The organism is Neorhizobium sp. DAR64860/K0K1 (assembly GCF_050500205.1).
Lineage (GTDB): Bacteria > Pseudomonadota > Alphaproteobacteria > Rhizobiales > Rhizobiaceae > Neorhizobium > Neorhizobium soli.
Genome location: NZ_CP191458.1, coordinates 706,034 through 724,023 on the forward strand (window position 1 = coordinate 706,034; position 17,990 = coordinate 724,023).

The 17,990-nt window shown below is 58.2% G+C and carries 17 protein-coding genes; 6 read left to right on the forward strand and 11 right to left on the reverse strand.

Annotation, left to right across the window (positions count from 1 at the left end; translation table 11 throughout):
• Window positions 1-12 precede the first annotated feature (12 nt).
• Both ACQY1J_RS03155 and ACQY1J_RS03160 read left to right on the forward strand, forming a co-directional pair.
• On the forward strand, window positions 13-321 hold the full coding sequence (locus ACQY1J_RS03155; RefSeq protein WP_062458994.1) for a helix-turn-helix domain-containing protein: 309 nt from the start codon (window positions 13-15) through the stop codon (window positions 319-321).
• A 92-nt stretch (window positions 322-413) separates the two neighbouring features.
• Entirely contained in the window at window positions 414-539 is a 126-nt protein-coding gene (locus tag ACQY1J_RS03160) for a hypothetical protein (protein ID WP_256413830.1), read from the forward strand.
• Between the two features lie 104 nt (window positions 540-643).
• On the opposite strand, the gene ACQY1J_RS03165 is transcribed toward ACQY1J_RS03160, so the two are convergent.
• The 5 genes from ACQY1J_RS03165 to ACQY1J_RS03185 form a co-directional block, all read right to left on the reverse strand.
• The gene (locus tag ACQY1J_RS03165; RefSeq protein ID WP_430249337.1) at window positions 644-1,681 is read right to left on the reverse strand and encodes a dipeptidase; all 1,038 of its coding nucleotides are present in this window, start codon (window positions 1,679-1,681) and stop codon (window positions 644-646) included.
• Window positions 1,682-1,790: 109 nt separating this feature from the next.
• On the reverse strand, window positions 1,791-3,149 hold the full coding sequence (locus ACQY1J_RS03170) for a lipopolysaccharide biosynthesis protein (protein WP_430249338.1): 1,359 nt from the start codon (window positions 3,147-3,149) through the stop codon (window positions 1,791-1,793).
• Window positions 3,139-4,218 (reverse strand): GNAT family N-acetyltransferase, encoded by a 1,080-nt coding sequence (locus ACQY1J_RS03175; RefSeq protein ID WP_113110044.1) that lies wholly within the window; start codon window positions 4,216-4,218, stop codon window positions 3,139-3,141. Before ACQY1J_RS03175 ends, ACQY1J_RS03170 begins: the two co-directional genes overlap by 11 nt.
• A 64-nt stretch (window positions 4,219-4,282) precedes the next feature.
• Window positions 4,283-5,218 carry a hypothetical protein gene (locus ACQY1J_RS03180; protein WP_430249339.1) on the reverse strand — a complete coding sequence of 312 codons (936 nt, stop codon included), beginning with the start codon at window positions 5,216-5,218 and terminating at the stop codon, window positions 4,283-4,285.
• A 229-nt stretch (window positions 5,219-5,447) separates the two neighbouring features.
• Window positions 5,448-6,983, reverse strand: coding sequence for a GumC family protein (locus ACQY1J_RS03185; RefSeq protein ID WP_430249340.1), 1,536 nt, complete (start codon window positions 6,981-6,983; stop codon window positions 5,448-5,450).
• 208 nt (window positions 6,984-7,191) lie between these two features.
• Here ACQY1J_RS03185 and ACQY1J_RS03190 point away from each other — a divergent pair, with 208 nt between their 5' ends.
• The 4 genes from ACQY1J_RS03190 (at window position 7,192) to ACQY1J_RS03205 (ending at window position 12,714) form a co-directional block, all read left to right on the forward strand.
• The gene (locus tag ACQY1J_RS03190; protein WP_092664206.1) at window positions 7,192-8,487 is read left to right on the forward strand and encodes an O-antigen ligase family protein; all 1,296 of its coding nucleotides are present in this window, start codon (window positions 7,192-7,194) and stop codon (window positions 8,485-8,487) included.
• A 148-nt stretch (window positions 8,488-8,635) separates the two neighbouring features.
• Window positions 8,636-9,790 carry a glycosyltransferase family 4 protein gene (locus ACQY1J_RS03195; RefSeq protein WP_430249342.1) on the forward strand — a complete coding sequence of 385 codons (1,155 nt, stop codon included), beginning with the start codon at window positions 8,636-8,638 and terminating at the stop codon, window positions 9,788-9,790.
• A gap of 149 nt (window positions 9,791-9,939) precedes the next feature.
• Window positions 9,940-11,124: a glycosyltransferase family 4 protein gene (locus ACQY1J_RS03200; protein WP_430249343.1), complete on the forward strand. Its 1,185-nt coding sequence runs from the start codon at window positions 9,940-9,942 to the stop codon at window positions 11,122-11,124.
• 6 nt (window positions 11,125-11,130) lie between these two features.
• On the forward strand, window positions 11,131-12,714 hold the full coding sequence (locus ACQY1J_RS03205) for a glucosamine inositolphosphorylceramide transferase family protein (RefSeq protein WP_430249345.1): 1,584 nt from the start codon (window positions 11,131-11,133) through the stop codon (window positions 12,712-12,714).
• Between the two features lie 57 nt (window positions 12,715-12,771).
• On the opposite strand, the gene ACQY1J_RS03210 is transcribed toward ACQY1J_RS03205, so the two are convergent.
• The 6 genes from ACQY1J_RS03210 to rutA all read right to left on the reverse strand — a co-directional run bounded on the left by ACQY1J_RS03210 (window position 12,772) and on the right by rutA (window position 17,797).
• Window positions 12,772-13,530: a WecB/TagA/CpsF family glycosyltransferase gene (locus ACQY1J_RS03210; protein WP_062458967.1), complete on the reverse strand. Its 759-nt coding sequence runs from the start codon at window positions 13,528-13,530 to the stop codon at window positions 12,772-12,774.
• A gap of 686 nt (window positions 13,531-14,216) precedes the next feature.
• Window positions 14,217-14,738 carry a flavin reductase gene (locus ACQY1J_RS03215; RefSeq protein WP_092664216.1) on the reverse strand — a complete coding sequence of 174 codons (522 nt, stop codon included), beginning with the start codon at window positions 14,736-14,738 and terminating at the stop codon, window positions 14,217-14,219.
• A 39-nt stretch (window positions 14,739-14,777) separates the two neighbouring features.
• Window positions 14,778-15,557 carry a pyrimidine utilization protein D gene (gene rutD, locus ACQY1J_RS03220; protein ID WP_430249347.1) on the reverse strand — a complete coding sequence of 260 codons (780 nt, stop codon included), beginning with the start codon at window positions 15,555-15,557 and terminating at the stop codon, window positions 14,778-14,780.
• A 4-nt stretch (window positions 15,558-15,561) separates the two neighbouring features.
• Window positions 15,562-15,948 (reverse strand): pyrimidine utilization protein C, encoded by a 387-nt coding sequence (gene rutC, locus ACQY1J_RS03225; protein WP_062458958.1) that lies wholly within the window; start codon window positions 15,946-15,948, stop codon window positions 15,562-15,564.
• 26 nt (window positions 15,949-15,974) lie between these two features.
• Window positions 15,975-16,709 carry a pyrimidine utilization protein B gene (rutB, locus tag ACQY1J_RS03230; protein ID WP_184655227.1) on the reverse strand — a complete coding sequence of 245 codons (735 nt, stop codon included), beginning with the start codon at window positions 16,707-16,709 and terminating at the stop codon, window positions 15,975-15,977.
• On the reverse strand, window positions 16,706-17,797 hold the full coding sequence (rutA, locus tag ACQY1J_RS03235; protein ID WP_062458952.1) for a pyrimidine utilization protein A: 1,092 nt from the start codon (window positions 17,795-17,797) through the stop codon (window positions 16,706-16,708). The genes rutB and rutA overlap by 4 nt, the downstream gene beginning before the upstream one ends.
• Between the last annotated feature and the right edge of the window lie 193 nt (window positions 17,798-17,990).

The window sequence follows — 17,990 nt, forward strand, 5'->3', positions numbered from 1 at the left end:
ATCTCTCGAAAATTGACCTATATGATTTGTATTGACCAATATGGGCAGAATAGAGCGATGGGTCAAGCCGCGCAAACTTGTATATTGTCTCCAGCGCTTTGCCGGGCGGCCCGAGGGTTCCTCGACTGGACCCAGTCGGACCTTGCCGATCGCTCAGGCGTGTCGCGCAGCACCGTACGCGACTACGAGGGCCAGCGACACGATATTCACAGATCAACCGAGGCTCAGCTGCGCCAGGCGTTCGAAGGCGCGGGCCTTGCATTCGTCGTGACCGAGAATGGAATTGGGATCTGTCCCGGCGAACAGAAGCAAGAGTGCTGAGGCCGCCGATCGGCACCGCAAACCATTTCTGACCCCGGGAACCAAATTCGCGCCAAGAGCTTTCTCCCTACATGTGAGGGAGGGATTATCACATGAAAATTGCTCTGCTTTCCGCATCGTTCGCCGTCGTGAGCCTAGCCGTCGCGGCTTCCTACGTCCTGCCGTCGGGCAGCACCCTGGAACGCGGCCAACCCTACAAATACGCGATGGCACGCTAACGCATCTCTCAGGCGTTTGAGAAACTAGCGGCTCGCGCTGGCGTCTGACGCCGGGTCAGGTCGCTTTCAACGTTTCGCACATCTGGCTGGCGGCCTTGTGCCGCTCATGCAGCCCAGCTTCGGCCCAGCACGTCGATCCAGTTTTCGAATGCGATCTTCGCAATGTCTTCGCTAGAGAAGCCGTGTTTACGCAGGGCTTCGATCAGGCGCGGAAGGCCGCTTGCATCTTTCAATTCCGAAGGCACGGTCGTACCGTCGAAATCCGAGCCTAGCGCGACGTGATTGATTCCGATCCGCTCTGCGATATAGGCAATGTGCCGCACAAGCACATCGAGGCTCGTGCTTTCGTCTCTGCGCCCGTCGTCGCGCAAGAACAGGACACCGAAATTGATGCCGACGAGCCCGCCTGTATCGCGGATCGCGTCGAGCTGGCGGTCCGTGAGGTTTCGGCTGTGCGCAGAGAGCGCGTGCGCATTGGAATGGGATGCGACAAGCGGCGCCTTCGAGATTTTTGCGACGTCCCAGAAACCGGCCTCGTTCAAATGCGACAGATCGACCATAATCCTGAGGTCGTTGCACGCACGAATCAGGTCTCGTCCGGCGTCACTCAGGCCCGGGCCGATATCCGGCGTCGACGGGAACTTGAACGGAACGCCATAGGCAAAGATGTTCGGACGGCTCCAGACGGGACCAAGAGTTCGCAAGCCCGCTTGGTGAAGCACGTAAAGCGCATCGAGATCCCCGGCAATTGCTTCGGCGCCCTCGATATGCATCACAGCGGCAAAGCTGCCCGTTGCAATCGAGCGGCGGAGATCGTCCGCAGTCCGACAGACCTTGACCCCGCCGTTGGAACGGCGCTCGATATCCAACAGGATCCGAGCCATGGCGATGGTCTGGTTCAGCGCCTCGGGTTGAGCCGGGGTCGGAAAATCGCCGTTCTGGTCCTTTGCCATGGACGGCGACGGTACATAGATGGCGCAGAGACCGCCGGCCAATCCACCCTCGCGGGCGCGCGGCAGATCGATATGACCATCCTTCCGCCCGTCCAGAAAGTCACCGACAGGATCCTTCGCGTCACTGAGGCGCAGACGCAAGAGCACGTCGTTATGACCGTCGAAAACCGGAACGGGAGAGTTCGTCATCTGTGGAAAAGTCCTGGGGAATCATGATGCGGAAGACTTCTAGATAGGATCTCCGGCTCCGAAATACACCCGCGAGACACAGCGGAAAGAATTCGTTGCAGCCCTTTTATCATGCCCGCCTCAAGAGAAGCCGGAACATCGACGAGTCGAACCCGGTCAGGGCTTTGTCCGCAATGCGCAAGACGATCGACTGAAGTGCGAAAGCGGCAGCGGTCGTCGCAACGGCGCCCATCACCCCGAAATGCGGGACGAACAGGAAGAAGCCGGCAATCCGCACCACGACGCACACGGCCATGATCTGTAGATAGCGGCCTTCGTGGCCTGCCAGAAGCAGCATGATCACAGAGGGCCTCGTCGTTCCGAGCGCCGCAGTGCCGAGGCAGAGGACCAGCAGTTCCGGGAAATACGCAGCATAGGGCTCGTTTATCAGCAGAAGGGCGAAATAGCCGCCTACCAGAATGCCGATCAGGCCGATCGCGCTGAAGGCAAGGGTTATCCAGGCAAGGCTATCGAGCATCTTGTTGAGGGCCCGCTGTTCTCCGCGATAGTAGAGCCCCGGGAGATGGCGCGTTCCGAAAAGATTGACCGAGTCCGCAGCGGCCGCGAACAAATTGGCGAGGCGAACCGTCACGAAATAGGCCCCTGCGATTACCGGGTCCATCAGATAGCCGATGATGATCACGTCTATGTACTGATTAGTAGCTTCGAGAGACGTCGCAAGCCAGAAGCGGACCGATCGCGGAAGCCATAGCCGGTAGTCCGCAACCGCACGGATACGGTTAAAGTCCGGAAAACGATGCAGGATTCGTCCGCGGATCAGGTAGAGCTGCAGAAGGAGAGCAAGACCTGCTCCGACCGCCAAAGCCAGGAAGAGATGGGCCGTATCCGGGCGTGTCCCGCTGAAGAGACAGGCGAGCAGATAGAGGACGGGCACGCTCCCGACAATGGCGTTGCCCGCGCCGTCTCCCGAGGCAACGCCGATCTCGGTTCGCACAAGATGCATGCAGATCTGCAGCACGGAGACGATCATCATATAGATGACGCAGGTTATCGCTGTCTGGCCATCGACCAATGCGGAAGCCCAGAAATACTGACCGATCGCGACGATAACGGTGCCGCTGAGCGACAGAAGCAGCGTGAAGTAGAGCGCGCCTTTCAGCTTGGCGGCATTGCCTGCCGCCGTCATCTCGTTCCACATCCGCAGCACGAACGGCTCCTGTCCGGCGGCTGCCACGATGCAAAGCAGCCCCGCTGCGGAGTAGAGGATCGAGTAATGTCCGAACGCTTCGGGATCGAGAAGCCGAGCAGCAAGCGTGATCAGCGTGAAGTTGAGCAACACCATGCCGATCTTGACGCCGACGACGACAGCCATCCCGCCGATATCCGGCCGGCGGATAAGCGCGCCGATCCGACCGGCAAAGGTGCGGTGGGCAGCGGGCGCCACGTGGTCGGATGCATCACCGGACATTGGCGACCCCTTTTCTCAGGAAGTTCTTAAGCGGTTTCGCATGGTGATAAATGGCAGCGACCGCAGCTCCCTTGAGAGACAGGGCTACGGTGATATTGCGCATCGTCGTTTCCGTCGGGCGAAAATGCGTTTTGTACCCGGGATCGCCGAGGCAGAGATCCATTACTCTGTGGCCGTCCTGGTGGCGCAGCTGTGCGACGCGGTAAAGGATCTGCATTCCGGCCGAGATTTTCTGATGCTTCTTGATGTCGGATGCAAGCAGCGTTGCGTGAAACTCGCCGTCGCCTGCCAGCCCGAACAGGGCAGCGACAGGTTCTCCAGCGAGATAGCTGACGTAGAGCACAGCTTCTCCTGAAGCCGCCGCTGCGACGGCATAATCACGATAGAGATCGAAATATTCATGGCGATCCAGCAGGTTCTCCGAATAACGGTCCTGTCGCGCCTCCCGAAGGAAGTCGAAGACCGCGCGGATTTCCTGCTCGTGCGTAATGGCTTTGTGCAGGTAGGGGCCGTAGGCTGCTTCCGTCTGTCGGTGCAACCTGCCAAGGTTCTTGGTGAAGTTGCGGTTCATCACCTTTAGGCGCCAATGGTCGAAATCGTCGCCGATATCGAACGCGTAGGCAGAGTTCTCTCCCCGGCTTTCGCGAGCCCCCTTGAACAGACGCTGGATGTCGAAGCCATCGGCACGAACCTTGCGGAACATCAGCAGGTCGGCACCGCGAAGCGTTTCGCGCAACGCCTTTAGAACGGCCGGTGATGCGGCGATCTGCTCGAAACGCTCCGCGTCGCAGACGATCGTGTTGTAGTCGCTGATACCGAAATCCGCAGGCTGGATTATCATCACCCCGGATGAGCGCTGCATCACGAGGGGAAGCACGGCAAGGAGACTGTCGTCGGCTTCGTTGCGGAACGTCACCGTCCGCTGCTTCGCGCCCAGGGAAGGACCGAGGCGCCTGTGCAGCATGTCGAGCCACATCGGCGCCTGAAAGGCAGTGCCCTTCCCTTCCGAATAGAGGCGGCGATATTCCGGCCCTGAAAAATCGAACGTCTCTTCTACGGTGACTTTCATGGATTCAGGGCTTTTCTCGATCGTATTCTGTCGGGGAGTTGGTCTTCGGTAGTTTGTCCTGTTCTCAGGTCAATGCGACCCGACCGCCTTCGGCCGATGCATCAAGCTTGAAATCGCGCTTGACGACGACATCACCCTTTTTCTGCTTCCCAGCCTTCTTCCAGGCAAAAGCAGCCACCGCCTTCGGATAGACATGCAGGCCCGAATTTTCGGTCGACAGGCCCTTCACGCCGAGCGTGCGGCGAAACACGCCGTTGCCATAATGGACCGCGTAGGAATTCCAGATCTGCTTCGTCCAATGCTCCATCGTCACGGAGATGTTCATGCAATCATGGTTCTGTACGCGATGCGGTGCATAGAGCGGCCATGTCACCATTTCTCCCGGATGCAGATCGACAGCCGTTGCGTATTCGTCGAACCACGTCTCGTAGGGCATTTTTTCATCGGTCTCGCGCAGCAGGATCTTCTCCACCTGCATCGGGCGCAGAAACACCTCCGAGCGCGGGTAAAGATAGACCCGCTTGCTGCCCTCGATCTGCCAAAGCGACTGGCCCTGGATATCGGCGTGGTAGAAGACGTTGGCGTTGGGAGACGAGACGAGCACTCCGAGATTGCGTTTGAAGGTCTCGAACCCGGGCATGCGGCCGGCGAATTCGGAAAAGATCGTGTCGAGCAAACGGTCATATTCCGGCGCCCAGTCCATCACGCGGCGAATGTTCATCCACATGCGGCCCTTTTCGACTGCAGCGAGTGCCTCAGCGCCCGAAATGCCGTTGCGGACGCCATAAAGTCGCGATGCGTTGGTGATGTCGTCGGACATGGATTCCAGCCCGAACTCGCTATCCGGGCAGCGTTCGATCAACTTGCCAACAGCCTCCCTCGAGAACAGACCCGTTTCAAGGAGGCGATGATTGAGCTTGACGATCTCATTGCCGAACAAACGCGCGTGGCGGTCTTCCCAGTTGGCAATGATGTCCTTGTTCATGAGCATAGAATTCATTGAAATCCACTCCCTAACATCCGTTCGTCACCAAGGGTCGACAATCGGTCTTGATACTTTCAGGATATCTTCGCTGGAACAGATAAAGCGAAGGGCTGACCTTGCTCTCAGATACAGCACTCCGGCCAGCGATGGGTGAACGCGGGCTTTGTTCTTTCCAAATCGGTTAACATGGAGTGAGGCCGACCATTAAAATCCGCCCTATTCTCTCGGGCAGAACTGCGACCCATCAGGCGTCCGGGTTCCACCGATACGAGCGCGGCGCAGGCGATGGCTCGTCCGGGAGCATCGACAACAACGAACCGGTGCGTGGTGCAGGCTTGCGCTCGATCTCTTTCGGATAGTCTTCGTCCAGCGTCTCGGTGCGGGCGTGTTCCGGCCCCCGTTGCGGATGATTGACATCCATCGCGATGCCGAAAGCGAGCACGCCGAGTGCACCCAATGTCAGTCCGACTCCGGCGCCGAAAACGGCCGCCTGCGCGATGCTCGGCGGCCAGCTCCGCTCTCTCGGAGCGATGGGAGCAGAGATTACACGGAGATTGGTCGTATCGAGCTGTTGCCGTTCGGCTGCCATCCGCGCTCGTCCGAGGAATGCTTCGTAGACTGCGGCTCTCGCAGATGCCTCTCGCGACAATTCCCTCAGACGCACCTGCGCATCGTTATCCGAGAACACACTGGTAGAAACGGTCTCCGATTCACCTTCGAGCTTTTCGACAACCGCCTTTGCCTGATCGTATTCGTTGCGGGCAGCAAGCGTCAGCCGGGACATTTCCCGGGCGATTTCCTGGTCAAGCGACTGCAGCCGCGACTGAACCGCGGCCCTTCTCGGATGCCTTGTACCGAAAGTCAGCAACTGTTCGTCGGCTTCCTGCTTAAGGGTCGAATACTGGGCCCGCAGCGCGGCAAGCGTTGCGGACTGCATCGCCAAGGAATCGTTGCCACCGGCAAGCATCTGCTTGTAGCGCGAGTCAGCGGCGATCAGACGTTCGCGAGCCTCGCGCAACTGGGTGTCCACCTGGACCATGGAACGGCTGCTGGAAAGCTCGCCCTGCGAAGAGCGAAGGCCGCTTTCGCGCCGAAATGTTTCGACGGCCTCTTCGGCCTCGATGACACCCTTCTTCAGCTCGGTGAGCCGTGCAAGAAGCGAATCTGTCGTTCTCTTGGCGCCGTCAACATCGCCGGCATTGAGTTCGGCCTTGAATTCCTCGATCAGCGCTTGCGAGATCCGGATGGATTTTTCGGCATCCCATGTCCAGACCGACATGAACAGCACGAAGGATTTCTCATCCCGCTGGGCTGCAAGTCTCTTGTTGAGAGATTCCAGCGCGATGATTCTCGGGTCGACCGGCGTCGCGGGTCCACCGAAGCTGAACAGGCTAAAACCGCCGGCTGGAACGAATTCGATATCGTTGGTGAGATCGAGCTTTTCGATCACCCGGAGAAGCACGTTGCGCGACAGCAGGGTTTGAAGCTTGCTGTCGGCATTGAGGAGCAGCGTTTCGCGCATCTCGTTGCGCGAACCCGTCTCTTCGCCCACGATCTGCAGACCGGCGGGATCGATGACGAGTTCACTCGTCACCGTATAACGCGGCTTGGAAATGACCGTGTAGGAAACTGCAAGCACCAATCCGATGAGGGCAGCTGCGACGATCCAGCGGAATTTTTGGCGCAGCCAATAGGCCAGCCGCCCCAGATCGATCTGAAGGTAGTTTGTCAGCCCTTCAGGTGCGGAGCTGTTCGACCGAGCTGGATATGGAGGCTGCATTCGGTTCACGTCTCACGGCTAATGGCAGAGCACCGGCTCTCTCATTCCACCGCATTTATCACAGCCTGTGCTTAAGATTGTTTTAAGACAAGCCTGACCGATCGAACGGATAACCTTGCCGACGACCCGCCGCTTAATGCCGGTTTAAGGGTTTCAGGAGTAGGGACTTTGAGGCATTTGGATTAACGGATACGAGGCGGATTTTGAAATGGCGCATCGCTATATCGCACCGGCCATGTTCCTGCTTCTGCTTCTTTCCATGTGGGTGCCGGCCGAAGAGCTGAAGCTGCCCTCCTGGACGGAGCAGGCCCGTTATCTCGTCTTCCTGATGCTCTCCGGCTGGATCGTCGTGGTGGCGTTTATCAAGGTGGGGCTCAGGATCCCCTCCGGCATAGAATGCACCCTGCTTGCAGCGTTCCTTCTCTATGTCAGTTTTTCCGCGGTGTGGGGCGTGCAGAGTGCCGACAGCTACATCAAGGCAATCCTGATCTTCAACGCGCTGGTGACGTCGCTTGCGATCGCCAACACGCTTACGCTCGAACAGTCGCTGCGGGTCATGTTCGCGGCGCTCTCCACCTTCGTTGTCGTCTGCGTTCTGGTCGCGCTGCTGGTCCCTTCGATCGGTGTCGACAGCAGCTGGGAGCATGCGGGAAAGTGGCGCGGCATTGCCGGGCAAAAGAACGGGCTCGCAGCATATGCGGCCTACGCGCTGATCGCGGGCGTTGGTCTTCCCCTGCGCCAACGCGTCACGCCGCTCGCGCAATGGGGCGCGCTTGTCGGTCGTATAGCAATGGTCGGGATCGCCTTGCTCGCGGTCTATATGGCAGGATCGCGCGGCGGCCAGCTTATATCAGTTCTGGGCGTCGCATCGATTGTGATTTCCAGACTGCCAAAGCTCCTCCAGAGACTAGCACTGCTCACCGGTCTCCTGTTCGCGATACCGATCATCAATCTCGTCTCGACGACGTTCGTGGTCGATGCCGACAAGATCGGCGTTGCAGGCATCACTGTCGATACCAACAGCCGCATGAAGATCTGGAGCTACGGCTTTCGTGAATTGCAGGGACGCGAGATCTTCGGCTTCGGCCTTGACAGCTTCTGGACTCCGGAACGCCTGACGAGCTTCAAAAGCGTCTATGGCTGGGTGCTCGACAACTTCCACAACGGCTATATCACGCTCATCATCGAAGGCGGCATCGCCGGCTTCCTGCTGTTTCTCGCAGCACTGTCAGCGACCTATCTTCTGCTCGTCGTATCGGTCGGAAATGTCAGAGACAAGTTCATCGGCCTGTCGTTTGCCTACGTCAACATGTACACCGTCAACAACCTCGTCGAGAACGAAATCGGTCGGTCGACGTCTCTCCTGATCTTCATCTTTCTCATCCTTGTCTTCTCGATCAGGCGACAAGTGTACCAGCACTATCCAGGACTTCAAAAAGCAGACGCAGCCTATCTGCATGGCGGCGTCCGAGTTCATCGCGGTCGTTTGCCGGCATCAACGTGAGAAGTGAAATAGTACGTTTACGATACCCGCACAAATCATCGTTACTGTTGGAAACGATGCTGTTAGCCTATTGTTTAGACGAACAATCTACTATTGCCCCACCAATTAGGAGTTGAAATTGTCCAACCGAGCCAGGCAGCCGAGGCGTGTGCTTTTTCTGCAAACTCAGGCGGAATTGGCGGGCGCGCAGGAGATCTCGCGGCTTCTCGGCCAGGAGCTTTCGCGTGGGCAACTGACGGGTGTGCCGGAATACGAAACGCACCATCTTTTCCTGTACCGGAAGACCGATGGCTGCGATCACTTCCCCAATGTCCATTTTGCAGCACCCCGCAGGCCTCAAAGCCTCGGCGAATGTCTCACCTTCGCGCGGAATTTTTTCTCCATCGTGCGCAAGATCAAGCCGGATACGATGTTGACCTTTCAGCACTACGGCAATGTGCTCGGTGCACTTGTCGGGCGGGTAATGGGCATTCCCTATATCGTCGCAAATCAGGTGTCCTCGCCCGCAACCGTGAACCGCTTTGTTGGCCTGGCCGATCGCATCCTCGGCACACTTGGTTTCTATGACGTGATAACCGTCAACTCCCATGCGACCTGGAATTACTTCCAGTCCTATGCACGAAGCTACCGCAAACGGCTGGTCCATATTCCGCATGGCTTTGCGCAGAAAACCACGTCGTTATCGAAAGAGAAGGCAAGGGACTGTTTCGATTTGCCCAAGGATGTGACGATCATGGGAACGGTCGCCCGGTTGCATCCTCTGAAGCGCATTGATCTGGCAATCTCAACACTGCCGCATGTGCCAAATCTGCACCTGGCCATTGCCGGCCAAGGCCCACACAGAGAATGCCTCGAGGCTCTCGCCCATACGCTTGGCGTTGCAGACCGTGTCCATTTCGCAGGAGAGGTCAACCCGGAGCAGATCGGGACTTTCCTTGCGTGTCTCGACGTCTTCGCGTTTCCGACGGCCGCAGAGACATTCGGGCTTGCAGCCGTTGAGGCCGCGCAGGCAGGCGTGCCTGTCATTGCGAACGACATGCCGGTGCTGCGCGAAGTCCTGCAGGTGGAAAGATCTGCCTGTGCCGTGTTCGTCGATGCCGAAAACACTGATAAGTTCGTCAGCTGCATCGAGTTGCTGCTCGCAGACAAGGCGCTGTATGACCGGCTCTCCGCATCGGGACGCGAACTCGCCGAACGTTACTCTCTCAATTTGATGGTCAGCGAGTACACAAAGATCATCATCAAGAGCAACGCTGAAAAAGGGGCTCCCCGCCGCTCTTCTGCGTTCAAGACGTCGAGTTGAGGTCATGCGCCGCGCAAAACGTCCGCGCCTCACGACTTGCAAGAAAATCCCAGTAATACGCAGTATCGTTCGAATGCTAAGTATCGTGTTTAGCCTCTCTTGAGCTTTCGCTGTCTTTATCGTCACTATACGAGTGAACCGGAAAACCTATGGCCGAGAGCGCGCAGCGACGTCCGACACGTCTTCTCTTTATCCAGACGCAAGCTGAAGCAGCGGGCGCTCAGGAGATCACGCGCCTTCTCGCCGAACAGCTGTCGAAACCAGCGATTTCCGGACAGCCCGAATTCGAGGCGCATCACCTGTTCCTCTATCGCAAGACCAGCGGCTGCGACCACTTCGAAAATGCGCATTTTGCGGCCGATCCGAGACCGCAGGGGATTTCGCAGAACCTTGCCATGCTTCGTCGTCTGTCGCAGCTCGTGCGCACGATAAAGCCCGACGTGATGCTGACCTTTCAGCATTTCGGCAATGTTGTCGCAGCTCCGGTCGGTCGCTTGCTCGGCGTACCACTGATCATTGCCAACCACGTCTCACCGCAGGCGACGATTTCCCGGCCGGTCGCCCTTGTCGATAAGGTGCTTGGCATTGCCGGCTGCTACGACGAGATCACTGTAAATTCGAAGGCCACCTGGCTGGACTACCAAGGACACCCGGCATCCTACAAGCGTCGACTGACCTATGTTCCGCACGGCTTTGCCGACAGAACCGTTTCGATGACGCAGCAGGAAGCGCGGGCAAAATTCGGCCTTCCAGCCGACGTCCCGATCATCGGAAGCGTCGCCCGTCTCAACGCCATCAAAAGAATTGATCTCGCCATCAGATTGTTGCCGGTCATGCCGGATGTCCATCTGGCACTGGCAGGTCAGGGACCGGAAGCGCCACGACTGCGAGCTCTCGGCGCAGAACTCGGCGTTTGGGATCGGCTTCATTTCGTAGGCGAGATGCCGTCCAGCGAAATCGGCGCCTTCCTGAAAAGCCTCGACGTCTTCGTTTTCCCGACGTCTGGAGAGACGTTCGGCCTCGCGCCGGTGGAAGCCGCTCAGGCCGGCATTCCGGTTGTGAGTTCCGACTTGTCCGTCATGCGAGAAGTCTTGGAGGTCAGGGGAGAGCCCTGTGCCCTTTTCGTCGATACGACCGATACGGCGTCATTTGCAAAAGCAGTTCGCGCTGTACTTTCCGATCCCCTTCTGCGGCAAAGGCTATCGGAGTGCGGGCAGCGGCTGCGCGAACAACACTCGCTCGATGCAATGGTCGACGGCTACCGGCGCCTGATCCGGCGACAGCCGAAAACATCGGAAGACAGGTTGCAGGCGTCCGGACAGCTTCAGAAATAAATGACGATGGACAGCGTTTCAAACTCCGTCCCTCCGCTGACCATCGAGATTGTGGCGGAGCGCTCGTCCACATCGGCGTGGATACAGTGGCTCTGCCGTCGGCTTGAGCAGCGCGCCGCCGGTACCACGGTGCGCCTTCAATTGGTCCAAGGGGCTGATCAGGCAGCGCAGCCTGCCCTCGAAAGCCTTTTGCAGCTTGAGAAGATGGTGCTTCGACGCCATCAGCCGTGCCTCTGTGACCGTATTGAGCCGGATGCGCTGGCGGACTGGCGAACCCGGTCAGACAACACAGCTCCGGATATTGTCATCGACCTCACATCGAACCGAAGCGCATCCCCCCGATCGACACGGATCTATCGGCCGTTGTTCAACGGCCACGCCGGTGAATTCAGTCTCGCTTCGGCGCTGTTTTTCGAGGGAACACCGCATATCGAGATTGAGTGCACCCTGCCTTCCGGCGAGCGCTGGATTGTTGCCGATGGCTTTGCGTCCCTCGAAGCTGCGGCTGGTATCGGTGGCGCGATGGAAGCCGTTTGGTCACGGACAGCCATCCTTCTCATCAAGGCTTTGCCGGAAGAACCGCGCGCGCCGCGTATTGCAGACAACACGGCCCAGCCACACGCACGCGCTATCACCCGCAAAGCGGTGACTGTTCGTAGCGCCAAGATGCTGGCATCTGCCGCGGCCCGCGCTGCCTATCGGCTATGCTGCCACGCTCCCCACTGGCGGATCGGATGGCGTCGGGTCGCCTCTGACAATGACGTTTGGCAACGACGCGACCTCGGCGGGACACCCTGGGAGGTTCTCGCGGACCCAATCGACCATTTTTACGCAGACCCGTTTCCGTTTCGTTGGCAGGGCAAGGACTATCTCTTCTTCGAGGATCTTGATCAGAAGACCCAGAAGGGCATCATCAGCGTCGTCGAGTTTGACGAACAAGGACGGCCGGGCCCAGCCATCCCTGTTCTGGAAGAGTCCTGGCATCTGTCTTATCCGTTCCTCATCGAAGCGGATGGTGAGATCTGGATGGTTCCGGAGGCGTCTCTCAGCGGCGAGATTTCCATCTACAGGGCAACGCGCTTTCCGTTCGGCTGGGAAAAACACGCGACACTTGTTTCCGGCATCGAGGCCGCCGATGCGACGATCATCCAGCACGCGGGAAAGTTCTGGATGTTCGCTGTGACAAGGGATGGTATCGGCGGCTATTCCGATACGCTCTGCTTATGGTCGGCGGAAACGCTTCTCGGCCCCTGGCGACCGCACGCCGCGAACCCGCTTGTCATCAACGACCGATCCGCGAGACCCGCGGGCAACATGATATGGCGCGACGGCAAACTGCTGCGTCCCGTGCAGGATTGCCGCAACGGCTATGGGGCAGCTTTGAGCCTTGCCGAAGTGACGCGCCTGGATGACGAACGGTTCGATCAGGTGATCGTAAAGCACTTGAGCCCCGGCAAGCACTGGCCCGGCCGAAAGCTGCATACGCTGAATGGCAATGGTTACATGGAAGCGATCGACGGAAGCATTATCCGCCCGAAATGGTCGTTCGCGGCCGGCATCGTCGACAGCTTCTACATACCTGGCGCGTGACGCGCGGCTCGTGATGAGCGCATCAATGACCTGCCTTTATCGGAAGTCAGCACCCGATCAATTCGAGTGGGTGAACAGCGCTCGAATGGCAGCCGGGTTTGACAGCAGATACCGCATCGTCAGCCGGCGCGGCTCATTATACATCCGGTAGGCCCATTCCAAACCGTACCGCTGCATCCACAACGGCGCGCGGGCGTTTTTCCCCGAGACGAAGTCGAATAGACCGCCTGATGTCTTGATCACACCGACAGATCGCAACCGGTCGATGTTCCGGCTGACAAAGGCCTGCTCAAGCGGAAAGCCCAACCCGATCCATAGAATATCGGGCTTGCTTGCCTGGATGTCGGCGATCACCGCATCCTCTTCGCCACGCTTGAAGTAGCCGTTTCTGCGCCCAGCGAATGTGAGGTTTGGATACCTGGTCCGCATTGCGGCGACTGCCTTGGCGTTGACCTCTTCGGTTCCGCCGAGAAAATAGAAACTGACACCTGCCCGCTCTGCCTTGACTGCCACGGAATGCACGAGATCGGTCGTCGCGATCCGTTCGGATACAGGATGCGACGAAAACATTCTGGAATACATGATCATGGGCATGCCATCGGCGTGGATCTGGTCGGCTTCCAGCATCAAATCCTGAAAGTCGGCCTTCTTCGCGCACATCGCGATCACCTGTCCGTTTGCCGAGGTGGAATAGAACGGCTTGGCACTGCTGCCCCGGTGAAGGAGCGCTTCATCGATGAAACCCTGCGCCGCCTCATCCATGCTGCAGCGGACAACGGGAAGACCGCCAAGCAGCGTCGTGGGCCAGTGGCCCATCGTGCTTTCCTGTGCGTAAACGTCGCCAGGATGTAGTGATGGCTTACCCATATCTGCCTCGTTTGGAAGGTCAGACCACGGCTTGCGGGGACCTTTCTACGATGAGATATAGCCCTCGCCGTCCATCACTCAATTGATATGTAGTGCGATAGTTAATTCTGAAACAATGTCAGAACTTGTTGAAAAACAACGCGAATGAGGTGGTTGATATTCACTCAGATGCTTACCAAAAAGGACCATGCACGTGGGTGTGCGTTCCAATTCGGGACAACCTCGCCGTTCACCTGAAGAGCGTCGATCCATGAGAATCAGAGTGCTTGAACGCTGACCATACGGGGCCCCGAGACATATTCGCGCGGCATTCTCGGGAACCCGGTCGGTCGCAGGAGATCTCGATGACCGGATCGGTTTAAAGTCTGCCGGTGAACATCGATTTTCTACCGCAGAAGAAACGTCTTAACGGTTGCCGTTTCTGTACGCGTTCCGGCGGCTTTTCCGCTGCTGCTTCCGACGATCACGCGCGGTATAGACGACCGCCGCGACGACAATCGCGATTTCCGCGACAGCTGCTAGGCACCACATTGTGCTTCCCATGAACTCCTGCCCTTACGTTCAGACCATGCGCTTTGACCTTGGGCGATCATCCGAGCATTGCTCGTCTGAACAAACCCCAATGTCACTCCCCACTAAAGCGCGTGATACTTTCGATCGAGATAGATAAGCGACTGACCAGCCTTTGGCTGCACCGTGGTGAGCACTTCGCAGATCAGGATGTCATGCGTGTGACCGTCGGCAACGGACACAACGCGGCAATCGAAGCAGACGAGAGCGTCCTCGAGGGCCGGGCTGCCCGTTGTTAGCGGCGCCCAGGTTGCTCCGGCAAACCGTTCATCGACGGGCGTCTTGCCCCCGAAAAGCTGGCTGAGGTCTGCATGGTCGGCCGAGAGGACGTTGACGCAGAGGACGCCGTTTTCCTTAAGCGGCAAATAGGCGCTCGAGGTTCGGTTGAGGCAAACGAGAAGCGTCGGGGGACTGTCGGAAACGCTGCAGACTGCGGTGGCGGCAAATCCGGCACGGCCACCCGGTCCATCCGTGGTGACGATATGAACGGCGGCGCCGAGGCGCGACATCGCGTTTCGAAAGTTCATCCGTGCGTCAACGACTTCTGGATTAACGTCGAGCGCAGGGGCAGATGCATTCACGGACATGGCTATCTCAAAACTTTCAGCTCGAGCGTACAGATGAAATCAAACCCGGCTTAGAAAATCTACCACGAGTTTGTTGAATTTCGGTGCATCAACGATATTCACCGCATGTGCGCCGAAATCCAGCAAAGCGAGTTCGGCATGGGGCATCATGTTCGAAAGCCGTACCGAGCGGGTGTAGGGCACAAGGAGATCATCCTTCGTGGCGACCAGCAAGGTCTGATGAGTGATTTCGGCAAGCCGGTCGCCGATGTCGAAGCTTCTCAGAGCTGCAATGCGCCTCATGATATTCTGCTCGCCCTGAAAATGGGCCGCTGCATGCGCCTCCTCGGCATTCATGCGTTCGGCGTTTTCAGACATCCAGACGGCCGGATAGAGAAACAGCGGTTGCGCCTTCACGAAGGCCGGGACGCCGGAGTTTTTGAGAAGCGCAATCCGCACGTCGAAACAGCGGCCGGAATGCGGATCGGCCTTGTCCCATGCATTGATCAGCACAAGCCTGTCGATCACCTCCGGCTGGCGTGCGGCGATCTCGAGCCCGATTAGACCACCAAGCGCATGGCCCATGAAGCTGAATGTCTTGAGGCCGAGCTCTTCCGCGAGCTTCACGACGTCATCCGCCATGGCCGCGATGCCGCCTTGCTCGGGCACCTCGCCAGGGGAACGGCCAGTTCCCAAGTGATCGTAGGTGATCACCCGGAAATGCTCGGAAAGCGCCTCGATCTGCGGCGTCCAGTAGGTGCCGCTGCCGCCGAGGCCGGAGGACAGAATGATGGTCGGCGCGTCCTCTCCCGACGCGCCAAAAATATCGTAATGAACCATGCCGTTACTTGCCGATGTGGGCGACTGTGGCGATCTCAACGAGAGCGTCCGGCTTCACCAGGCCGCACTGAACGCAATACCTGGCCGGCTTGTCGCCCGGGAAATACTCCGCGTAGACCTTGTTCACGGCCTGATAATTCGCCCAGTCGGTGATGAAGATATGGTTCATCGTGACGTCCTCCATCGTGCCGCCGGCGGTCTCGATGACGGATTTGATGACCTCCAGGACGTGACGGGTCTGTGCTCCGGCATCACCCACATGGACGACGTCGTTGTTCTTGTCGAAGGGCAAGGTCCCCGAGACGTAGACAATGCCGTCTGCCAGCGTTCCCGGCGAATAGGGCGCGATCGGCTTCTGGGTTCCTTCCGGAACGATGATCGACTTTGGCATTCCGTTCTCCTCTTTGTTTTTCAAATTCACATATCGGTCGGAGCGGCCTGGCTGATGGCGCCACAGAAATCATTGACGGTCGCGACCCAGCCGAAGAATTTCTCGACATTGTAGACGGTCGCCTGCTGGATGAAGTCCGGCCCCAGGTGATGGGTCGCATCCTCCAGCATCACGCCGAAATATTCGAGGTGAAACGCGTCTCTCAGCGAGCTTTCGACGCAGACATTGGTGGCAATGCCGACGAAGACGAGATTGCGGATGCCGCGTGCGCGCAGCACGCTGTCCATATTGGTGTTGAAGAAGCCCGAGTAGCGGGTCTTCGGCACGAGGATGTCGCCAGGCTTCGGCTGCAACTCGTCTACGATCGCGTAATCCCAGGTGCCCTTGGCAAGCAGTTGGCCCTGCAGTTCCGGCCGCGCCCGCATAGTCTTCAGTGCATTCGACTTGTGCCAGTTGGGAGAACCGGGGCCGCCGGCTTCCACATAGTCCTTGTCCCAGCCGTTCTGGAAATAGATGACCTGCACGCCGTTCTCGCGCGCTGCATCCAGCGTCTTCTTGATATTCGCGATCGTGCCCTTGGCGCCGGCGATGTCGAAGCCGGCGAGATCGACATAGCCGCCTTCTGTCGAATAAGCGTTCTGCATGTCGACGACGACGACAGCAGTTTCCGATGGCTTCATCGAGATCGGTTCCGGTCGTGCGGGAAGCGTCACGCTTTCCAGACGGCTTGCTGGTGCCTGATATCCTGCGACACCGGTCATTCCGCAGCCTCCAGTTCCATCTTGATGTGCTGGCGGCTTTTCATCAGCGGCTGCACGAACTGTCCGAACTTTTCGATGCCTTCGAGAAAATCGTCGAAGGTCAGCATGACACCGCCGGTGCCCGGCACTTCGGCCATCTCGTCCAGCATCGCCGCAACCTCGGCATAGGAGCCAATGATCGTTCCCATGTTGATGTTGACCGCCGAAACCGGGTTTGCCATGTGGCGGACATTTGTGTCGGAGCCGGACTTGGTATCAACAGCGCTCTGAAGGCCGAGCCACTTGATCGCGTCCTGATCGGCACCGGCCTTGTAGTGCTCCCACTTGGCCCAGGCGTCTTCGGATTTCTCTTCGGCAAGAACCATGGTCAGCACGAACGAGCGCACATCGCGACCCGTCTTCTCCGTCGCGGCCAGCAGGCGTTCGTTGGTGGGCGCAAAGGCCTTCGGCGTGTTGACGCCGACGCCGAAGCAGAAGCTGTAATCGGCATATTCCGCCGAGAAGGCCATGCCGGCATTGGATGAGCCTGCGCAGATCACCTTCACATCCCCTTCCGGGATCGGCTTCATGCGGCAGTCGTCCATCTGGAAGTACTTGCCCTTGAGATCCGACTGACCGGTGGTCAGCAGTTCCTTCAGAACGGTGGTGTATTCGCCGAGATAGGCATAGCGATCGGCGAAATAGTCGTCGCCGGGCCAGAGCCCCATCTGGCTGTATTCGGGGCGCTGCCAGCCGGTGATCAGATTGATGCCGAAGCGTCCGCCGGAAATGCTGTCGATCGTGGTTGCCATGCGCGCGACGATTGCCGGTGGCATGATCAGGGTTGCGGCTGTGCCGAACAGCTTGATCTTGGAAGTGACGGCGGCAAGGCCTGCCATCAGTGTGAAGGATTCCAGATTGTAGTCCCAGAATTCCGTCTTGCCGCCGAATCCGCGCAGCTTGATCATCGACAGCGCGAAATCAAACCCGTATTTTTCGGCCTTGAGCGTGATTTCCTTGTTCAGCTCGAACGACGGCTTGTACTGCGGTGCGTTTTCCGAAAGCAGCCAGCCGTTGTTGCCGATTGGGATGAAGACTCCGACTTCCATATTCCGATCCTTCCATGCTGGATTTCCAGGCAATGCGATAAACAGAACGGACGCAAGCTACGTGCCAGTTGTAGCCTCTCATAAGTTTCAATGACTTGCCAGACGGAGCCTCAAAGATATTTTATCGGCTGATAAATTTTTGACCATTTGATAAATTTTTCGGTCGGAGGTCTGCCGAAGCCGTGTGCAGCAA